Below are 13,077 nucleotides of genomic sequence, written 5' to 3' on the forward strand. Positions count from 1 at the left end.
AACTGGACGGAGGGAGAGCACGGTGGTTACGGAACCGGATCGGGAGACGGACGCGCTGCCGCAGTCCGTGCTGATGCCACTGAGCGGCTCGGCGATCTTCCTCGTGGTGGAGATCCAGCCGGACGGCGAGGCTCGCGTCCGGGACCTGCTCGAGCGCCTCAGCGGTCTGGTGCGCTCCGTCGGGTTCCGCGTCCCGGCCGGCAACCTGTCCTGCGTGACCGGGATCGGGTCGGACGCCTGGGACCGGCTGTTCAGCGGCCCGCGACCGGCCGCGCTGCACCCGTTCGTCGAGCTCAAGGGCCGGACGCACCACGCGCCGTCGACGCCCGGCGACCTGCTGTTCCACATCCGCGCGGCGCACCAGGACCAGTGCTTCGAGCTCGCCGCGCAGATCATGAACGCGCTCGACGGCGCCGCGACCGTCGTCGACGAGGTGCACGGCTTCAAGTACTTCGAGATGCGCGACCTGCTCGGCTTCGTCGACGGCACCGAGAACCCGGCCGGCGCCGAGGCCCGGGACGCCGTGCTGGTCGGCGACGAGGACCCGGACTTCCGCGGCGGCAGCTACGTGATCGTGCAGAAGTACCTGCACGACCTGAAGGCGTGGAACTCGCTGAGCGTCGAGCAGCAGGAGCTCGCGGTCGGCCGGAGCAAGCTCGACGACATCGAGATGGACGACGCGAAGAAGCCCGGCAACGCGCACATCGTGCTGAACGTGGTCGAGGACGACGACGGCAACCAGCTGCAGATCCTGCGCGACAACATGCCGTTCGGCACCGTCGGCACGCAGGAGTTCGGCACCTACTTCATCGGCTACGCGAAGACGCCGGCGGTCACCGAGCTGATGCTCCGGCGGATGTTCATCGGCGTACCGGAAGGCAACCACGACCGGCTGCTGGACTTCTCCACCGCGGTCACCGGCAGCCTGTACTTCACGCCGCCGGCGGAGTTCCTGGACGGACTTCCGCCGGCGCCGTGAGCGTCACTCCCCGAACAGCGGCGCGTCGACCACGCTGCCCCAGCTGAAGTCGAGCTCGTCCCCGAACGTCGCCGGCACCTTGCCGAGCGAGTTGATCACGGTGGCCGTGCCGTTGGCGTGCCCAACGGCGTACAGATAGCCCGCCTTCGTGTCCTTGTCGATGCCGAGCAGCAGCGTGCCGTAGTTGCCGCAGCGGGCAGTCTCCAGCGTCTCGAAGCCCTGCCAGGTGCGCGACCGGACCTGCTTGACGACCGGCTTCATCGGATTGCTCAGCGGGATGTGGATCGTGTAGAGCGCCCCGCCCCGCGTCGTGGCCAGCAGCGTGTCGTACGTCGCCGTACGGCTGAGCAAGGTGATCGCCTTCACCGCCGAGAAGCCCGGGTACGAACCGGCGGCCTCCCAGTGCTCGGGGCCGTTGTTCACCGGGTTCAGGTTCCAGCGGAAGAGCACCCCGTCGTTGCGCAGCGCGTACATCTGCGAGTTGGGGTCGTCGAGGGACCACGAGTGCGTCAGGGTCTTGAAGACGCCCCAGCCGCTGCCGATCCGGGTCAGGCTGCTGCTCACGACCTTGCCGCCGGTCCCCTTCTGCACCCACTGGTGGGCCTGATACATGACGCCGCCGCTGACGACGTGCCCGTCCAGTGAGGTCTGGTCGCCGAAGTCGTCGTCCCAGGTCCACTGGCTGCTGAGCGAGATCGCCCGGCCGCCGAACGGGTTCTTCGCCATCATGTCGACCGGCTTCACCGAGATCGGCGACGTCGCGTTGACATACCGGTCGACCGTGTTGTCGTCGGAGGTGAGCCCGCCGGACTGGAGGTAGCAGGGGTTCGCGGTCGGCTTGGCGGTCGCCGTACCCACGCCGGTCAGCAGCGGCAGTGTCAGCGCGAGGCCCGCGGCGAGCGCCGTCGTACGTCGCATCGTCATTCCCCGTTCAGCGGCGGGTCGGCCCAGGCCACGGAGGTCCAGCGGAAGTACGTCTGGTCGTCGAACGTGGTCGGTACCTTGCCGAGGCTGTTGATCACCGTCGACGTCCCGTTCGCGTGACCGACGGCGTACAGGTAGCCGGTCTTGCTGTCCTTGTCGATGCCGAGCAGGAGTACGCCGTACTGCCCGCAGCGCTCGGCGACGAAGCTCTCGAAGCCCTGCCAGGTACGGGTGCGCACCTGCTTCACGATCGGCTTCATCGGCGAGGACACCGGGATGCGGATCGTGTAGAGCGCGCCGCCGCGGGTGTTCGCCAGGAAGGTGTCGTACGTCCGGGTCTGGCTGATCAGGGCCATCGTCTTGACGGCGCTGAATCCCGGGTACGAGCCGTCAGCCTTCCAGCCGTCGCGCCAGCGGAACAGCGTGCCGTCGTTGCGCAGGCCGTAGTAGTGGGTGTGCGCGAAGTTCGCCGCCGCGCCCTCGTCGTACGTCGACTCCTCGAAGTACGTGAACTTGTCCCAGCCGCCGCCGACCCGGCTGAACGTTACCGCGTCGGACGGGACCGCACCGGTGCGGTAGATGGCGGAGTACATGGTCGAGCCGAGCACGACCTCTCCGTAGTGGGCCAAGTCGTCCGGGACCTCTGGCTCGATCACCCACGTGCTGTGCAACCGGGTCAGGCCGGGCGCGAAGCGTTTCGTGGCCTCGATCCGTTTCGTCGACGCGGTCGGCGGGGAGCCGGCCGTGATCCCCTGGCCGGTGTGATCGCCGGCGGCGTTCACGGAGCCCAGACTCATTTCGCACGCGGCTGTGGCCTGCGTGGTGTTCGTCGGTTGTGCGTTGGCGGGTAGCGGTGCGAGCAGGCCGGCTGTCAGCAGCGCGGCTGCGGCGGTACGTCGGTGCATCGTGATCATCCCCCTCGGGCGGCTACCGCTTTCCTCAGCTCGATGCGGGCCGAGGGCGGAAAGTTGCGATCCCGCGGACTGTCGGTGGACCGAGAGACACTTGGGACATGTTGCTGATCAAGCTGGTCGAGACCTCGGCGGCGCTGGCCGGGACCCGGTCGCGGCTGCAGAAGGCCGGGTTCATCGCCGGGCTGTTGTCCGAGGCCACCGAACCGGCCGAGATCGAGATCGTCGTGACGTACCTGTCCGGCGAGCTGCGGCAACGGCGTACCGGGGTGGGCTGGCGGACCCTGATGGAGGCTCCCGCACCGGCCGCGGAGCCGTCGTTGACCGTGACCGAGGTCGACGGGGCGTTCGCGGAACTGGCCGAGATGTCCGGCGCGGGCGTGCAGGCGCGGCGGCGGGCCGCGGTGGACGCGTTGTTCTCGCGGGCGACGGAGGACGAGCAGCAGTTCCTCCGGCTGCTGGTCGGCGGCGAGCTGCGGCAGGGTGCGCTGGACGGTGTGATGGCTGACGCGGTCGCGCGGGCGACCGGCATTCCACTGGACAGGATCCGGGCCGCGGCGATGCTGCGCGGGTCGACGGCTCCGGTCGCGGTCGCCGTACTGACCGAGGGCGAGGCGGGGCTGGCGCGCTTCGGGCTCGAGGTCGGGCGCGGGGTGCAGCCGATGCTCGCGCAGTCGGCGACCACGGTCGCGGAGGCGCTGGACAAGACCGGCACGCCGGCGGCGCTGGAGTGGAAGCTCGACGGCATCCGGATCCAGGCGCACCGGGACGGCGACCGCGTCGTCGTCTACACGCGGACGCTGGACGACATCACCGCGCGGGTGCCGGAAGTGGTGACGGCCGTGCTCGCGCTGGACGCGCGGCAGGTCGTGCTCGACGGCGAGCTGATCGCGCTCCGGACGGACGGGCGGCCGGAGCCGTTCCAGGTCACCGGGTCGCGGACGGCCACGCGCGCGGCGACCGGGCCGGAGGCGGTGCCGTTGACGCCGTACTTCTTCGACATCCTGCACCTCGACGGCCAGGACCTGCTCGGACTCGACGGCGCGACCCGGCACCAGTGGCTCTCGAAGCTGCTGCCCGAGGAGCGGCGGATCCCCCGGCTCGTGACGTCCGACGCGAAGGCGGGTCAGGAGTTCTTCGAGGACGCCGTACGGCGGGGGCACGAAGGTGTGGTGGTGAAGTCGCTGACCGTTCCGTACGAGGCGGGCCGGCGCGGGTCGGGATGGGTGAAGGTCAAGCAGACGTTCACCCTCGACCTGCTCGTGCTCGCGGCGGAGTGGGGGCACGGGCGGCGCAAGGGCTGGCTGTCGAACCTGCATCTCGCGGCGCGGGACGAGACGACCGGCGAGTTCGTGATGCTCGGGAAGACGTTCAAGGGGCTGACGGACGAGCTGCTGCGGTGGCAGACGGAGCGGTTCCAGGACCTCGCCGTACGGCGGGACGACTGGGTCGTGTACATCAAACCTGAGGTAGTGGTCGAGATCGCCTTCGACGGGGTGCAGACGTCACCGCGGTACCCGGCGGGGATGGCGCTGCGGTTCGCCCGGGTGATCCGGTACCGCGAGGACAAGCGGCCCGACCAGGTCGACACCGTGCGGACCGTACGCTCGATCCACACCGGAGCTGAACCTGTAGTTGAGATCGAGGAGCGCGTGGATGACTGAGGACCCCGACGTCGTGACCCGGCGGATCGCCCGCGAGGCGCTGGACCGCGACGACCCGACCGGCTGGTTCGAGAACCTGTACGCCGCCGCGGCCGACGGCGAGGCGGTGGTTCCGTGGGACCGCGGCACGGCGCATCAACTGCTCGCGGACTGGATCGCCGAGTCCGAGCCCGACGGCACCGGCAAGACCGCCGTGGTCGTCGGCGCCGGCACCGGATGGGACGCCGAGCTGATCGTGGACCGCGGGTACGACACGACCGCGTTCGACATCTCCCCCAGCGCGATCGAAACCGCCCACCGCAACCACCCGGCCTCGAAGGCGCACTACGTCGTCGCCGATCTCCTCAACCCACCCGCTGACTGGCACCAAGCCTTCGACCTGGTGGTCGAGATCTACACCGTGCAAGCCCTCCCCATCCCCCTCCAGCCCAAGGCCGTCACCCACGTCGCTGACCTGGTAGCCCCCGGCGGCACCCTCCTCGTCATCGCCGCCGCCCGTCCCGACACCGAACAACCCCTCCAAGGCCCACCCTGGCCTCTCACCCGCACCACCATCCAGTCCTTCACCACCCCCGACCTCCACCTCATCCAACTGGACCAGGCCCCCAGCCCCACCGACCCCACCATCCTCCGCTGGCGCGCCGAGTACCTCCGCGACTGACGGCGACGGTTGATCAGCTCTCGGTGCCGACAGGGCGCTCCGATGCCGGATCGGTCGAGAGCCACAGGTCCGGGGATGCGATGTGGTCGGCGGACAGGTACTCGGTGACCTCGGCGCCGTCGACCTCGTACTGAACGAGGCCGATCCAGCCGGTGGAACTGTTCTCGCGCGCGATCAGCCAGCCGCGACGCCAGCCTGTTGCGGTCAGCACGAGCACGTGCCCTGGCAGCGAGAAGCCGCGCAGGGTCCAGTCCGCCTGGGCGGCCAGGCTCCGGACCTGCTGTTCGCCGCTCACAGCGGCAACCCACTTCGCAGGCGGAGCTCGTCGCGAATCACCGGTGGCACCGGCAGCCGGTAGGACTCGAGCGCGCTGGCGTAGGCACGCAGCGACGAGGCGAGGCGATAGGCGTCGTTGCGGAACGGCCCGTCCCACCGCAGCCGGCCGCGCGTCTGGCGATCGGCCACCCGGGCGGAGACGACGTCGGCGAAGAGCTGGGCAAGATCGTGGTCCACGACGGAGCGCCCGCACGGGCCGCTCGGAACGAAGGGAAGGTCGGGCATCTGGCATCGCCTCAAACGGGCTGCGGGGATTCCCGACACGCCAACTGGTATGCCATCGCTCCGAAGAACTCCACTTTACCCGCTCAGCTCACCGAACCGTACCGTCTGGGACGTCTCGAACCGGACCGAGCCGATGGGAACATTTGTTCGAAAATGATGTAGAGTCAGGATATGGCGGGGCGGAGTGTGGTGGGGCCAACTGCGCTGCGGATGTTGCTCGGCGCGCATCTGCGGGAGTTGCGCGAGCGGGCGGGCGTCACGCGGACGGACGCGGGGTGGGCGATCCGGGCCTCGGAGTCGAAGATCAGCCGGCTCGAGCTGGGAAAGGTCGGATTCAAGGAGCGGGACGTCTCGGACCTGCTGACGCTGTACGGCGTGAACGACGCGCGCGAGCGGGACCGGCTGCTGGAGCTGGCGCGGGAGGCGAACGATCCGGGGTGGTGGCAGCGGTACGGCGATGTCACGCCGGACTGGTTCGACGCGTATCTGGGGCTGGAAGCGACCGCCGAGCTGATCCGGACGTACGAGATCCAGTACGTCCCGGGCCTGCTGCAGACCGAGGAGTACGCGCGGGCCGTCGCGCGGCTCGACCCGGGCGGCGGCCGGAGCGACGCCGAGATCGAGCGGATCGTCGCGCTCCGGACCCGCCGGCAGCGGGTGCTGGACCGCGAGCCGCCGCTGCGGTTGTGGGCGGTGATCGAGGAGTCCGTCCTGCGCCGGCCGATGGGCGGCGTCGACGTACTGCGCAGCCAACTCGTCGCGCTCCGCGAGGCGGTCACCAGGCCGAACGTCACCGTCCAGATCGTCCCGCTGGAGAACGCCGGCCACCCCGCCACCGCCGGCGCGTTCACCCTGCTCCGCTTCCCGCAGCGCGATCTCCCCGACATCGTGTACGTCGAGCACCTGACCAGCGCGCTCTACCTGGACAAGCGCGACGACGTCGAGGCCTACACCCAGGCGCTGGAGCTGCTCGCCTCCACCAGCCCCCCACCACAGCAGACCGACCAGGCCCTCGTCCGGCTGCTGGATCGCTTGGACTAGAGCACTTCCCGATGGACATGAGGTGCCAGTTCGGGGTGATGGAGGTCGAAGGCGGGCGACTCCGAACGGATCCGCGGCAGCGCGTGGAAGTTGTGCCGCGGCGGCGGGCAACTGGTCGCCCACTCCAGCGACCGGCCCCAGCCCCACGGATCGTCCACACCCACCCGCGGGCTGCGACGGGACTTGTAGACGTTGTAGAAGAACGGCAGCATCGACGCGCCCAGGATGAAGGCCCCCACACTCGACACCTGGTTCAACGTCGTGAACCCGTCACTCGGCCGGTAGTCGGCGTACCGACGAGGCATCCCCTCGACGCCCAGCCAGTGCTGCACCAGGAACGTCGTGTGGAAACCGATGAACAGCAACCAGAAGTGCAGCTTCCCGAGCCTCTCGTCCAGCATCCGCCCGGTCATCTTCGGCCACCAGAAGTAGAACCCCGAGAACATCGCGAACACCACCGTGCCGAACACGACGTAGTGGAAGTGCGCGACCACGAAGTACGAGTCCTGCAGCTGGTAGTCCAGCGCCGGCGATGCCAGGATGATCCCGGTCAGACCGCCGAACAGGAACGTGACCAGGAACCCGATCGCCCACAGCATCGGCGTCTCGAGGGAGATCGACCCGCCCCACATCGTGCCGATCCAGTTGAAGAACTTCACCCCGGTCGGTACGGCGATCAGGAACGTCATGAACGAGAAGAACGGCAGCGCCACCGCCCCGGTCGTGAACATGTGATGCGCCCACACCGCGATCGACAACGCCCCGATCGTCAGCGTCGCCGCGACGAGTCCGTAGTACCCGAAGACCGGCTTCCGGCTGAACACCGGCAGTACTTCGGTGACGATGCCGAAGAACGGCAGCGCGATGATGTACACCTCGGGATGCCCGAAGAACCAGAACAGGTGCTGCCACAGGATCGGCCCGCCGTTGGCCGCGTCGAACACGTGCGCCCCGAGCGTCCGGTCCGCCTCCAGCACCAGCAGCGCCGCCGCGAAGATCGGGAACGCGATCAGCACCAGGATCGACGTCACCAAGACGTTCCAGCAGAAGATCGGCATCCGGAACATCGTCATCCCGGGCGCGCGCATCGTCACGATCGTCGTGACGAAGTTGACGCCGCCGAGGATCGTCCCGAGGCCGGCCATCCACAGCCCCATGATCCACAGGTCGCCGCCGACACCTGGCGACCGGATCGCGTTCGAGAGCGGCGAGTACGCCGTCCAGCCGAAGTCGGCCGCGCCACCCGGCGTGACGAAACCGCTGATCGCGATCAGCCCGCCGAACAGGAACAACCAGTAGCTGAACATGTTCAGCCGCGGGAACGCGACGTCCGGCGACCCGATCTGCACCGGCATGATCACGTTGGCGAAGCCAACGAACAGCGGCGTCGCGAACAGCAGCAGCATGATCGTGCCGTGCATCGTGAACAGCTGGTTGTACGTCTCCTCGTTGACGAACTGCAGCCCCGGCTCGGCCAGCTCGGCGCGGATCACCAGCGCCATCACGCCGCCGACCAGGAAGAACGCGAACGACGTGACGAGGTACAGCTCGCCGATCACCTTGTGGTCGGTGGTCGAGAGCACCCGGCCGATCACCAGCCCCAGTGGCCGCCGCCCAACCCCGGCCGCAGTCGATCCGGCGCGCTCGGTGACCCCGGCATGCCCGCTGACGCTGGCCATGCCACCTCCCGAACTAACGCATCCCTTCGATTAGACACCTATCGACCCACCCGGTCCAGCAGCGATCACCGCCCGTACGTCGGCCAGTCCCAGGTCCACGAGATCGGTCAGGCACCACGTCGCCCCGGCCTCGGCGTACGGACGCGGATCGGCGGACGGCTCCAGCGCGACCGCGATGTCGTAGTCGTCCAGCGTTCCGCGGAGTGCACGCAGTACGGCGACCGGCCCGGCGAGCTGGTCCGGTGAGGTGAGGTTGACCGGAAAGAACCCGTCGTACCGCGCTGCACGCCCGATCGGTCGGCTGTTGCCCGGGAATCCCGCGAGCCACACGGGCACCCGGCCGCGCACCGGACGCGGCAGGAACCGTACGTCGTCGACCAGGTAGTGCTTGCCGTGGTGGTTCACCGGCTCCCCCGTCCAGCCCGCGGTCAGGATCGCCAGCGTCTCCTCCATCCGCTCGGCCCGGATCCGGTCGTCCAACTCCTCACCGGTCTTCGAGTACTCCTGTGCGAACCGGTCGCTGCCCAGCCCCGCCCCGAGAATCAGCCGGCCGCCCGACAGCCGGTCCAAGGTCGTTGTCTCACGCAACAGTTTCACCGGGCGCCGGCGCGCGACCGGGGTCACCATCGGCCCGATCCGCAGCCGCTCGGTGGCGGTCGCGACCGCGCTCAGCGTGATCCACGGGTCCGACACCTCGCGGACCGGCGGCCGCCACCAGAGCTGGTCCCAGACGAAGAACCCGTCCCACCCGGCCTCCTCGGCCGCCGCCGCGAGCCGCGCGACCTCGAGCGGATCCGACAACTCGTCGAACAGTGGCACCCAGATGGCGTACTTCATTGCTTCACCACCTCGTCCACAAACGTCTTCCAGTACGGCGCCGACAGGCCGTGGCCCATCCCGGCGAGGACGACGAGCCGCGCGCCAGGTACCGCGTCGCGGATCGCTTCACCGTGCGGCAGTGGAAGGACGGGATCCGCGTCGCCGTGCAACACGAGGACGGGCATCGTCAGGTCACCGAACCCACCGCCGGCCGGTCCGTCGAACCGCATCGCGAAATGGTTGGTCATCGAGGCCTGGTAGTTCCGCGCCCGCGCCAGATCCGCCCGCACCAGCGCCCGCGCGGTGGTCTCCTCGAAGTGCCCGGCCGCCTCCGCCTCGATCGCCCGTACGACGTACTCCTCGACAGCCGCCCGGTCCGAGAAGTCCGGTTCGGCCGGATACCGCACGGTCGACGGCGGGAGGCCTTCGGCTCCCGTGCTCGACGACACCAGCGTCAACGAGCGGACCCGCGACGGGTGGTCAACGCCCAGGATCAGCGCCGTACCGCCGGACATCGACTGCGCCACCACGTGGGCCCGTTCGATGCCGAGGGCATCGAGCAGGCCGACGGCGTCGGCGGCCAGGTCGCTCATCGCGTACCCCGGCGCTCCGACTCCGAAGGTGGTCGACCGGCCGGTGTCGCGCTGGTCGTAGCGGATCACGAACCGTCCGCGCGCGGCGAGCTCCGCGCACAGAGCCGCGTCCCACCAGATCATCGACGCCCCGGCGCCGTGGATCAGCAGCACCGCGGGGTTCGCCGGGTCGCCGTACGTCTCGGCGTACACCTCGATGCCGTTCACGTCGTAAGTAGTCATGGCAACGACGGTAGGAGCGGGTGACGATCGTGAAAAGCGATTGATTCCGATCATGCCGATCGCCTCAGGCGATAGACTGACCGGATGTACGAGTTGCGGCACCTGGCGACGCTGGCCGCGGTCGCCGACGAGGGTTCGTTCGGCCGGGCGGCGCGGCGGCTCGGCTACACCCAGTCGAGCGTGAGCCAGCAGATCGCGGTCCTGGAGAAGCTGGCCGGCGGCGCGCTGTTCGACCGCCCCGGCGGTCCGAAGCCGGTCCGGATCACGCCCCTCGGAACGGTTGTCCTGCACCACGGCCGGGACCTGCTACGCCGGGCCGACGCGATGCGCGACGGCATCGAGCGGTTCCAGGCCGGTGACAGCCGGATCGACATCGGCACGTTCCAGACCATCTCGAACACCGTGCTCCCCCGGATCATCGGCGAGCTCCGGGACGCTCATCCGGGCTGCGACATCCGGCTGTTCGAGGAGGAGACCGACAGCCCGGACCTGACCGGGCTCGACCTGATGTTCTTCGACGCCCGCCCGGCCGACGGCATCGACGGCGTCAAGCTCCTCGACGACCCGTACCTGCTCGTCACCCGCCCGGACGACTTCCCGGCCGGGCCGGTCCCACTCGAAGAACTCGACGAGCTGCCACTCGTCGCCCACCCGGCGATCTGTCACCAGGCCGTCGTCGAGGACTTCCTGCGTGCCCGCGGCATCCGCCCACAGTTCGTGTTCCGCACCGAGGGGAACGAGGCCCTGCTGGCGATGGTCCGGGCCGGTCTCGGCGCGGCCCTGATGCCGCGCCTCGCCGTACTCCGCCACGACGAGAGCCTGGCGCTGCACGAACTCACGCCAGGTCTCCCGCCGCGGGAGATCTTCCTGCTGTGGCAGGCCGGTCGCACGCACTCACCACTTGCCGCGCATGCGATCGACCTTGCCGTGAAGGCAGCCGCCGAGGTCAGCTGACCGTCAGGACCTTCGACGCCGTCTGCGTGCCTTGGTGGTCGGCGTCCGCGAGCCACACCACGCGGTACGTGAAGGTGCCACGCGCCGTCGGCTTGATGCTGAACGCGTACTTGCCGTTCGTCGCCAGCTTCCCGGTCGTCACGGCGACCCACGTCGTGCCGGAACGCCGCTGCAGGTACGCCGTCGTACCGGCGTGCGGCGGGTTCAGGTACCCGTACATCACCGTCGACGCACCCAACCGGATCGCGCCCGGCGTCAGGTACGCCGACAGCGCCGGGTGGACCTGCAGCAGCGCGGTCGCGCTCCGCGTGCCCAGCACTCCCGCGCCGCCGTTGTAGCCCCACATGTAGTACGTCGAGACCGACGGCTTCTGCGAGACCTTGACGATCCCGTTGGCGTCGGTCGTGTACGAACCGACCGTCGACCACTTCGTCGCCGTCTTCGCCTTCGAGTACAGCACCAGCGGTACGCCGGGCAGCTTGCCGCCGTCGAGCCGGGAGACGCCGGCCGTCAGCGTGACCGTGCCGGTGTACATGATCGACGCCGCGCTCATCCCGAACGTCGCCTTCGACCCGACCAGCCGTGCGTCGACACCCGGACCGATCTTGCCGGTCGCATCCTTCGTCCACACCCGGTACGCATAGCTGGCCGAGTTCGGCAGCCCGCTCTGCGTGTAGCTGCTCGCCGCGCCGTTGTACACCGCCGTACCCGAGGTCGTCAGCGGTGGCGGAGTCGAGCCGGCCGCGTTCCGCAGCATCACCGTCGTGTTCGTCGGCTTCGCCCAGCGCAACGCCGCGGCCGCGACGCCACCGGTCACACCGAAGCTGCTCACCGGCGCCGGCGGAGCCGTCAGGTTCAGGTAGTTCTTGTCGACGGACATCTGCACGCCACCGTTGGTCTCACTGACGTCACCGGCGTACTGATGCACCCGCTGGTGGTTCGTCCAGTACGCCGAGTTGATGAACCGGCTCGTCCCGACCGCAGAACCCCAGTGCGCGAACCAGAGGTTGTCGGGCCGCGTGTACGCCGTGCTCGTGTACGCGCTGTTCAGGTCGGCGCCACCCGATGCGGCACCGACGTACGCCCCGCCCTGGTACCCACGCGCGTTCAGCTCCTGCGTCCAGCCGCTCAGGTACGACAGCACGGCTGCCTTGCAGGCGGCGGTCGTCGTGTAGGCCTCGATGTCGCTGTAGATCGCGCTCCGCTGCGCGAAGCCGAGTGCCTGGGCCGCCGCGACCGCGTTGATGGCGGCGTTCCGGCCCTGGGTCAGCGCGGTCGACGCGACCGAGGACATCCGGCTGTTGTACGTCGTGCACGGAGCCTGCAGGCCGACGTCGATCAGCAGGAACTGCCAGCCCTTGCTCGCGTTCGCCGTCACCCAGTCGGCGGTCAGGTTCGGCTGGGCGCACGCCCGCAACCCGCCGCTGATGTAGATGCCGACGCCTTGGTACGTCGGGCGCCACGCGTCCATCGCGGACTGCGCCGGCGCCGCGCAGGTGTCGAAGCCGTACCCGGCGAAGTTGCCGGTAGCAACAACCGACGGCGTGACCGCGGCCGGTTGCGCCACCCGTGCCGACGGCGTCTTCGTCACCACCTTGCCGGTCGCGAGGACGTCGTTCGCCGCCTGCTCGGTGCCCGGCGCGTAGTACGCCGTCGCCAGCACGCCAGCGTCCGTGATCGCGCGGCGCAGCATCCCGTCGGTCGACGGCTGCGCGGCGGTGAGCGGCTCCAGGATCAGGCCCGAACCGCGGCCGACGAGATGCGCCGGGCAGTTGGCCTGCGCCGTACTGCGGCCCAGGTACACGGCCGGCTTGTCGAGCCGGACGCACGCGGTCGGCTCGGCGGCCAGGTCGACCACTGGCCAACTGGACGGGACGGTCACTTGGTACCCGCGATAGGACACGGTCTTCGTGTCCGCCGCGGCCGCCGGGCCGGCGACCGTCACGCCCGCCACCAGCGCGAGGGCGAGTGTGAGCCCCCCGGGTCTGAACAACCTCACAATGTTCCCCAGTCTCATCGTCGGGTGGTGCCCCCAAGTCAAGGCGAGCGCCACTCCCCTTGTCGAAGAG

At 69.4% G+C, this 13,077-nt stretch carries 13 protein-coding genes; 5 read left to right on the top strand and 8 right to left on the bottom strand.

Annotated elements, in window-relative coordinates; genetic code table 11:
* Nucleotides 1–22: 22 nt before the first annotated feature.
* On the top strand, nt 23–979 hold the full coding sequence (locus ACQHIV_RS10565) for a Dyp-type peroxidase (RefSeq protein WP_427893306.1): 957 nt from the start codon (nt 23–25) through the stop codon (nt 977–979).
* A gap of 3 nt (nt 980–982) precedes the next feature.
* Here ACQHIV_RS10565 and ACQHIV_RS10570 read toward each other — a convergent pair whose 3' ends face one another.
* The gene (locus tag ACQHIV_RS10570) at nt 983–1,897 is read right to left on the bottom strand and encodes a hypothetical protein (RefSeq protein ID WP_427893307.1); all 915 of its coding nucleotides are present in this window, start codon (nt 1,895–1,897) and stop codon (nt 983–985) included.
* 2 nt (nt 1,898–1,899) lie between these two features.
* A complete protein-coding gene (locus ACQHIV_RS10575) occupies nt 1,900–2,808 on the bottom strand; it encodes a hypothetical protein (RefSeq protein WP_427893308.1) in 909 nt (302 codons plus the stop codon).
* Between the two features lie 107 nt (nt 2,809–2,915).
* On the opposite strand from ACQHIV_RS10575, the gene ACQHIV_RS10580 reads away from it, so the two are divergent.
* Entirely contained in the window at nt 2,916–4,478 is a 1,563-nt protein-coding gene (locus ACQHIV_RS10580; protein ID WP_427893309.1) for an ATP-dependent DNA ligase, read from the top strand.
* Nucleotides 4,471–5,139: a class I SAM-dependent methyltransferase gene (locus tag ACQHIV_RS10585; protein ID WP_427893310.1), complete on the top strand. Its 669-nt coding sequence runs from the start codon at nt 4,471–4,473 to the stop codon at nt 5,137–5,139. Before ACQHIV_RS10580 ends, ACQHIV_RS10585 begins: the two co-directional genes overlap by 8 nt.
* Before the next feature lie 13 nt (nt 5,140–5,152).
* On the opposite strand, the gene ACQHIV_RS10590 is transcribed toward ACQHIV_RS10585, so the two are convergent.
* Together ACQHIV_RS10590 and ACQHIV_RS10595 are read right to left on the bottom strand one after the other, a co-directional pair.
* Nucleotides 5,153–5,434 (bottom strand): hypothetical protein, encoded by a 282-nt coding sequence (locus ACQHIV_RS10590; RefSeq protein ID WP_427893311.1) that lies wholly within the window; start codon nt 5,432–5,434, stop codon nt 5,153–5,155.
* Complete coding sequence (locus ACQHIV_RS10595) at nt 5,431–5,700, bottom strand: hypothetical protein (RefSeq protein WP_427893312.1); 270 nt, start codon at nt 5,698–5,700, stop codon at nt 5,431–5,433. Before ACQHIV_RS10595 ends, ACQHIV_RS10590 begins: the two co-directional genes overlap by 4 nt.
* Nucleotides 5,701–5,871: 171 nt before the next feature.
* Here ACQHIV_RS10595 and ACQHIV_RS10600 point away from each other — a divergent pair, with 171 nt between their 5' ends.
* Complete coding sequence (locus tag ACQHIV_RS10600; protein ID WP_427893313.1) at nt 5,872–6,741, top strand: helix-turn-helix domain-containing protein; 870 nt, start codon at nt 5,872–5,874, stop codon at nt 6,739–6,741.
* Here ACQHIV_RS10600 and ctaD read toward each other — a convergent pair.
* The 3 genes from ctaD to ACQHIV_RS10615 are packed head-to-tail and all read right to left on the bottom strand — an operon-like array spanning nt 6,738 to nt 10,054.
* Nucleotides 6,738–8,420 (bottom strand): cytochrome c oxidase subunit I, encoded by a 1,683-nt coding sequence (gene ctaD, locus ACQHIV_RS10605; protein WP_427893314.1) that lies wholly within the window; start codon nt 8,418–8,420, stop codon nt 6,738–6,740. The genes ACQHIV_RS10600 and ctaD overlap by 4 nt on opposite strands.
* A gap of 30 nt (nt 8,421–8,450) precedes the next feature.
* Nucleotides 8,451–9,257 (bottom strand): LLM class flavin-dependent oxidoreductase, encoded by an 807-nt coding sequence (locus tag ACQHIV_RS10610; protein WP_427893315.1) that lies wholly within the window; start codon nt 9,255–9,257, stop codon nt 8,451–8,453.
* Nucleotides 9,254–10,054: an alpha/beta fold hydrolase gene (locus ACQHIV_RS10615; RefSeq protein ID WP_427893316.1), complete on the bottom strand. Its 801-nt coding sequence runs from the start codon at nt 10,052–10,054 to the stop codon at nt 9,254–9,256. The genes ACQHIV_RS10610 and ACQHIV_RS10615 overlap by 4 nt, the downstream gene beginning before the upstream one ends.
* Before the next feature lie 84 nt (nt 10,055–10,138).
* Between ACQHIV_RS10615 and ACQHIV_RS10620 the strand changes: the two genes are divergently transcribed.
* Complete coding sequence (locus ACQHIV_RS10620; protein WP_427893317.1) at nt 10,139–11,008, top strand: LysR family transcriptional regulator; 870 nt, start codon at nt 10,139–10,141, stop codon at nt 11,006–11,008.
* Here the strand turns inward: ACQHIV_RS10620 and ACQHIV_RS10625 are convergent.
* A complete protein-coding gene (locus ACQHIV_RS10625) occupies nt 11,001–13,001 on the bottom strand; it encodes a glycoside hydrolase domain-containing protein (protein WP_427893318.1) in 2,001 nt (666 codons plus the stop codon). The genes ACQHIV_RS10620 and ACQHIV_RS10625 overlap by 8 nt on opposite strands.
* Nucleotides 13,002–13,077 lie beyond the last annotated feature (76 nt).

This window comes from Kribbella polygonati, from assembly GCF_050320105.1.
Classification (GTDB): domain Bacteria; phylum Actinomycetota; class Actinomycetes; order Propionibacteriales; family Kribbellaceae; genus Kribbella.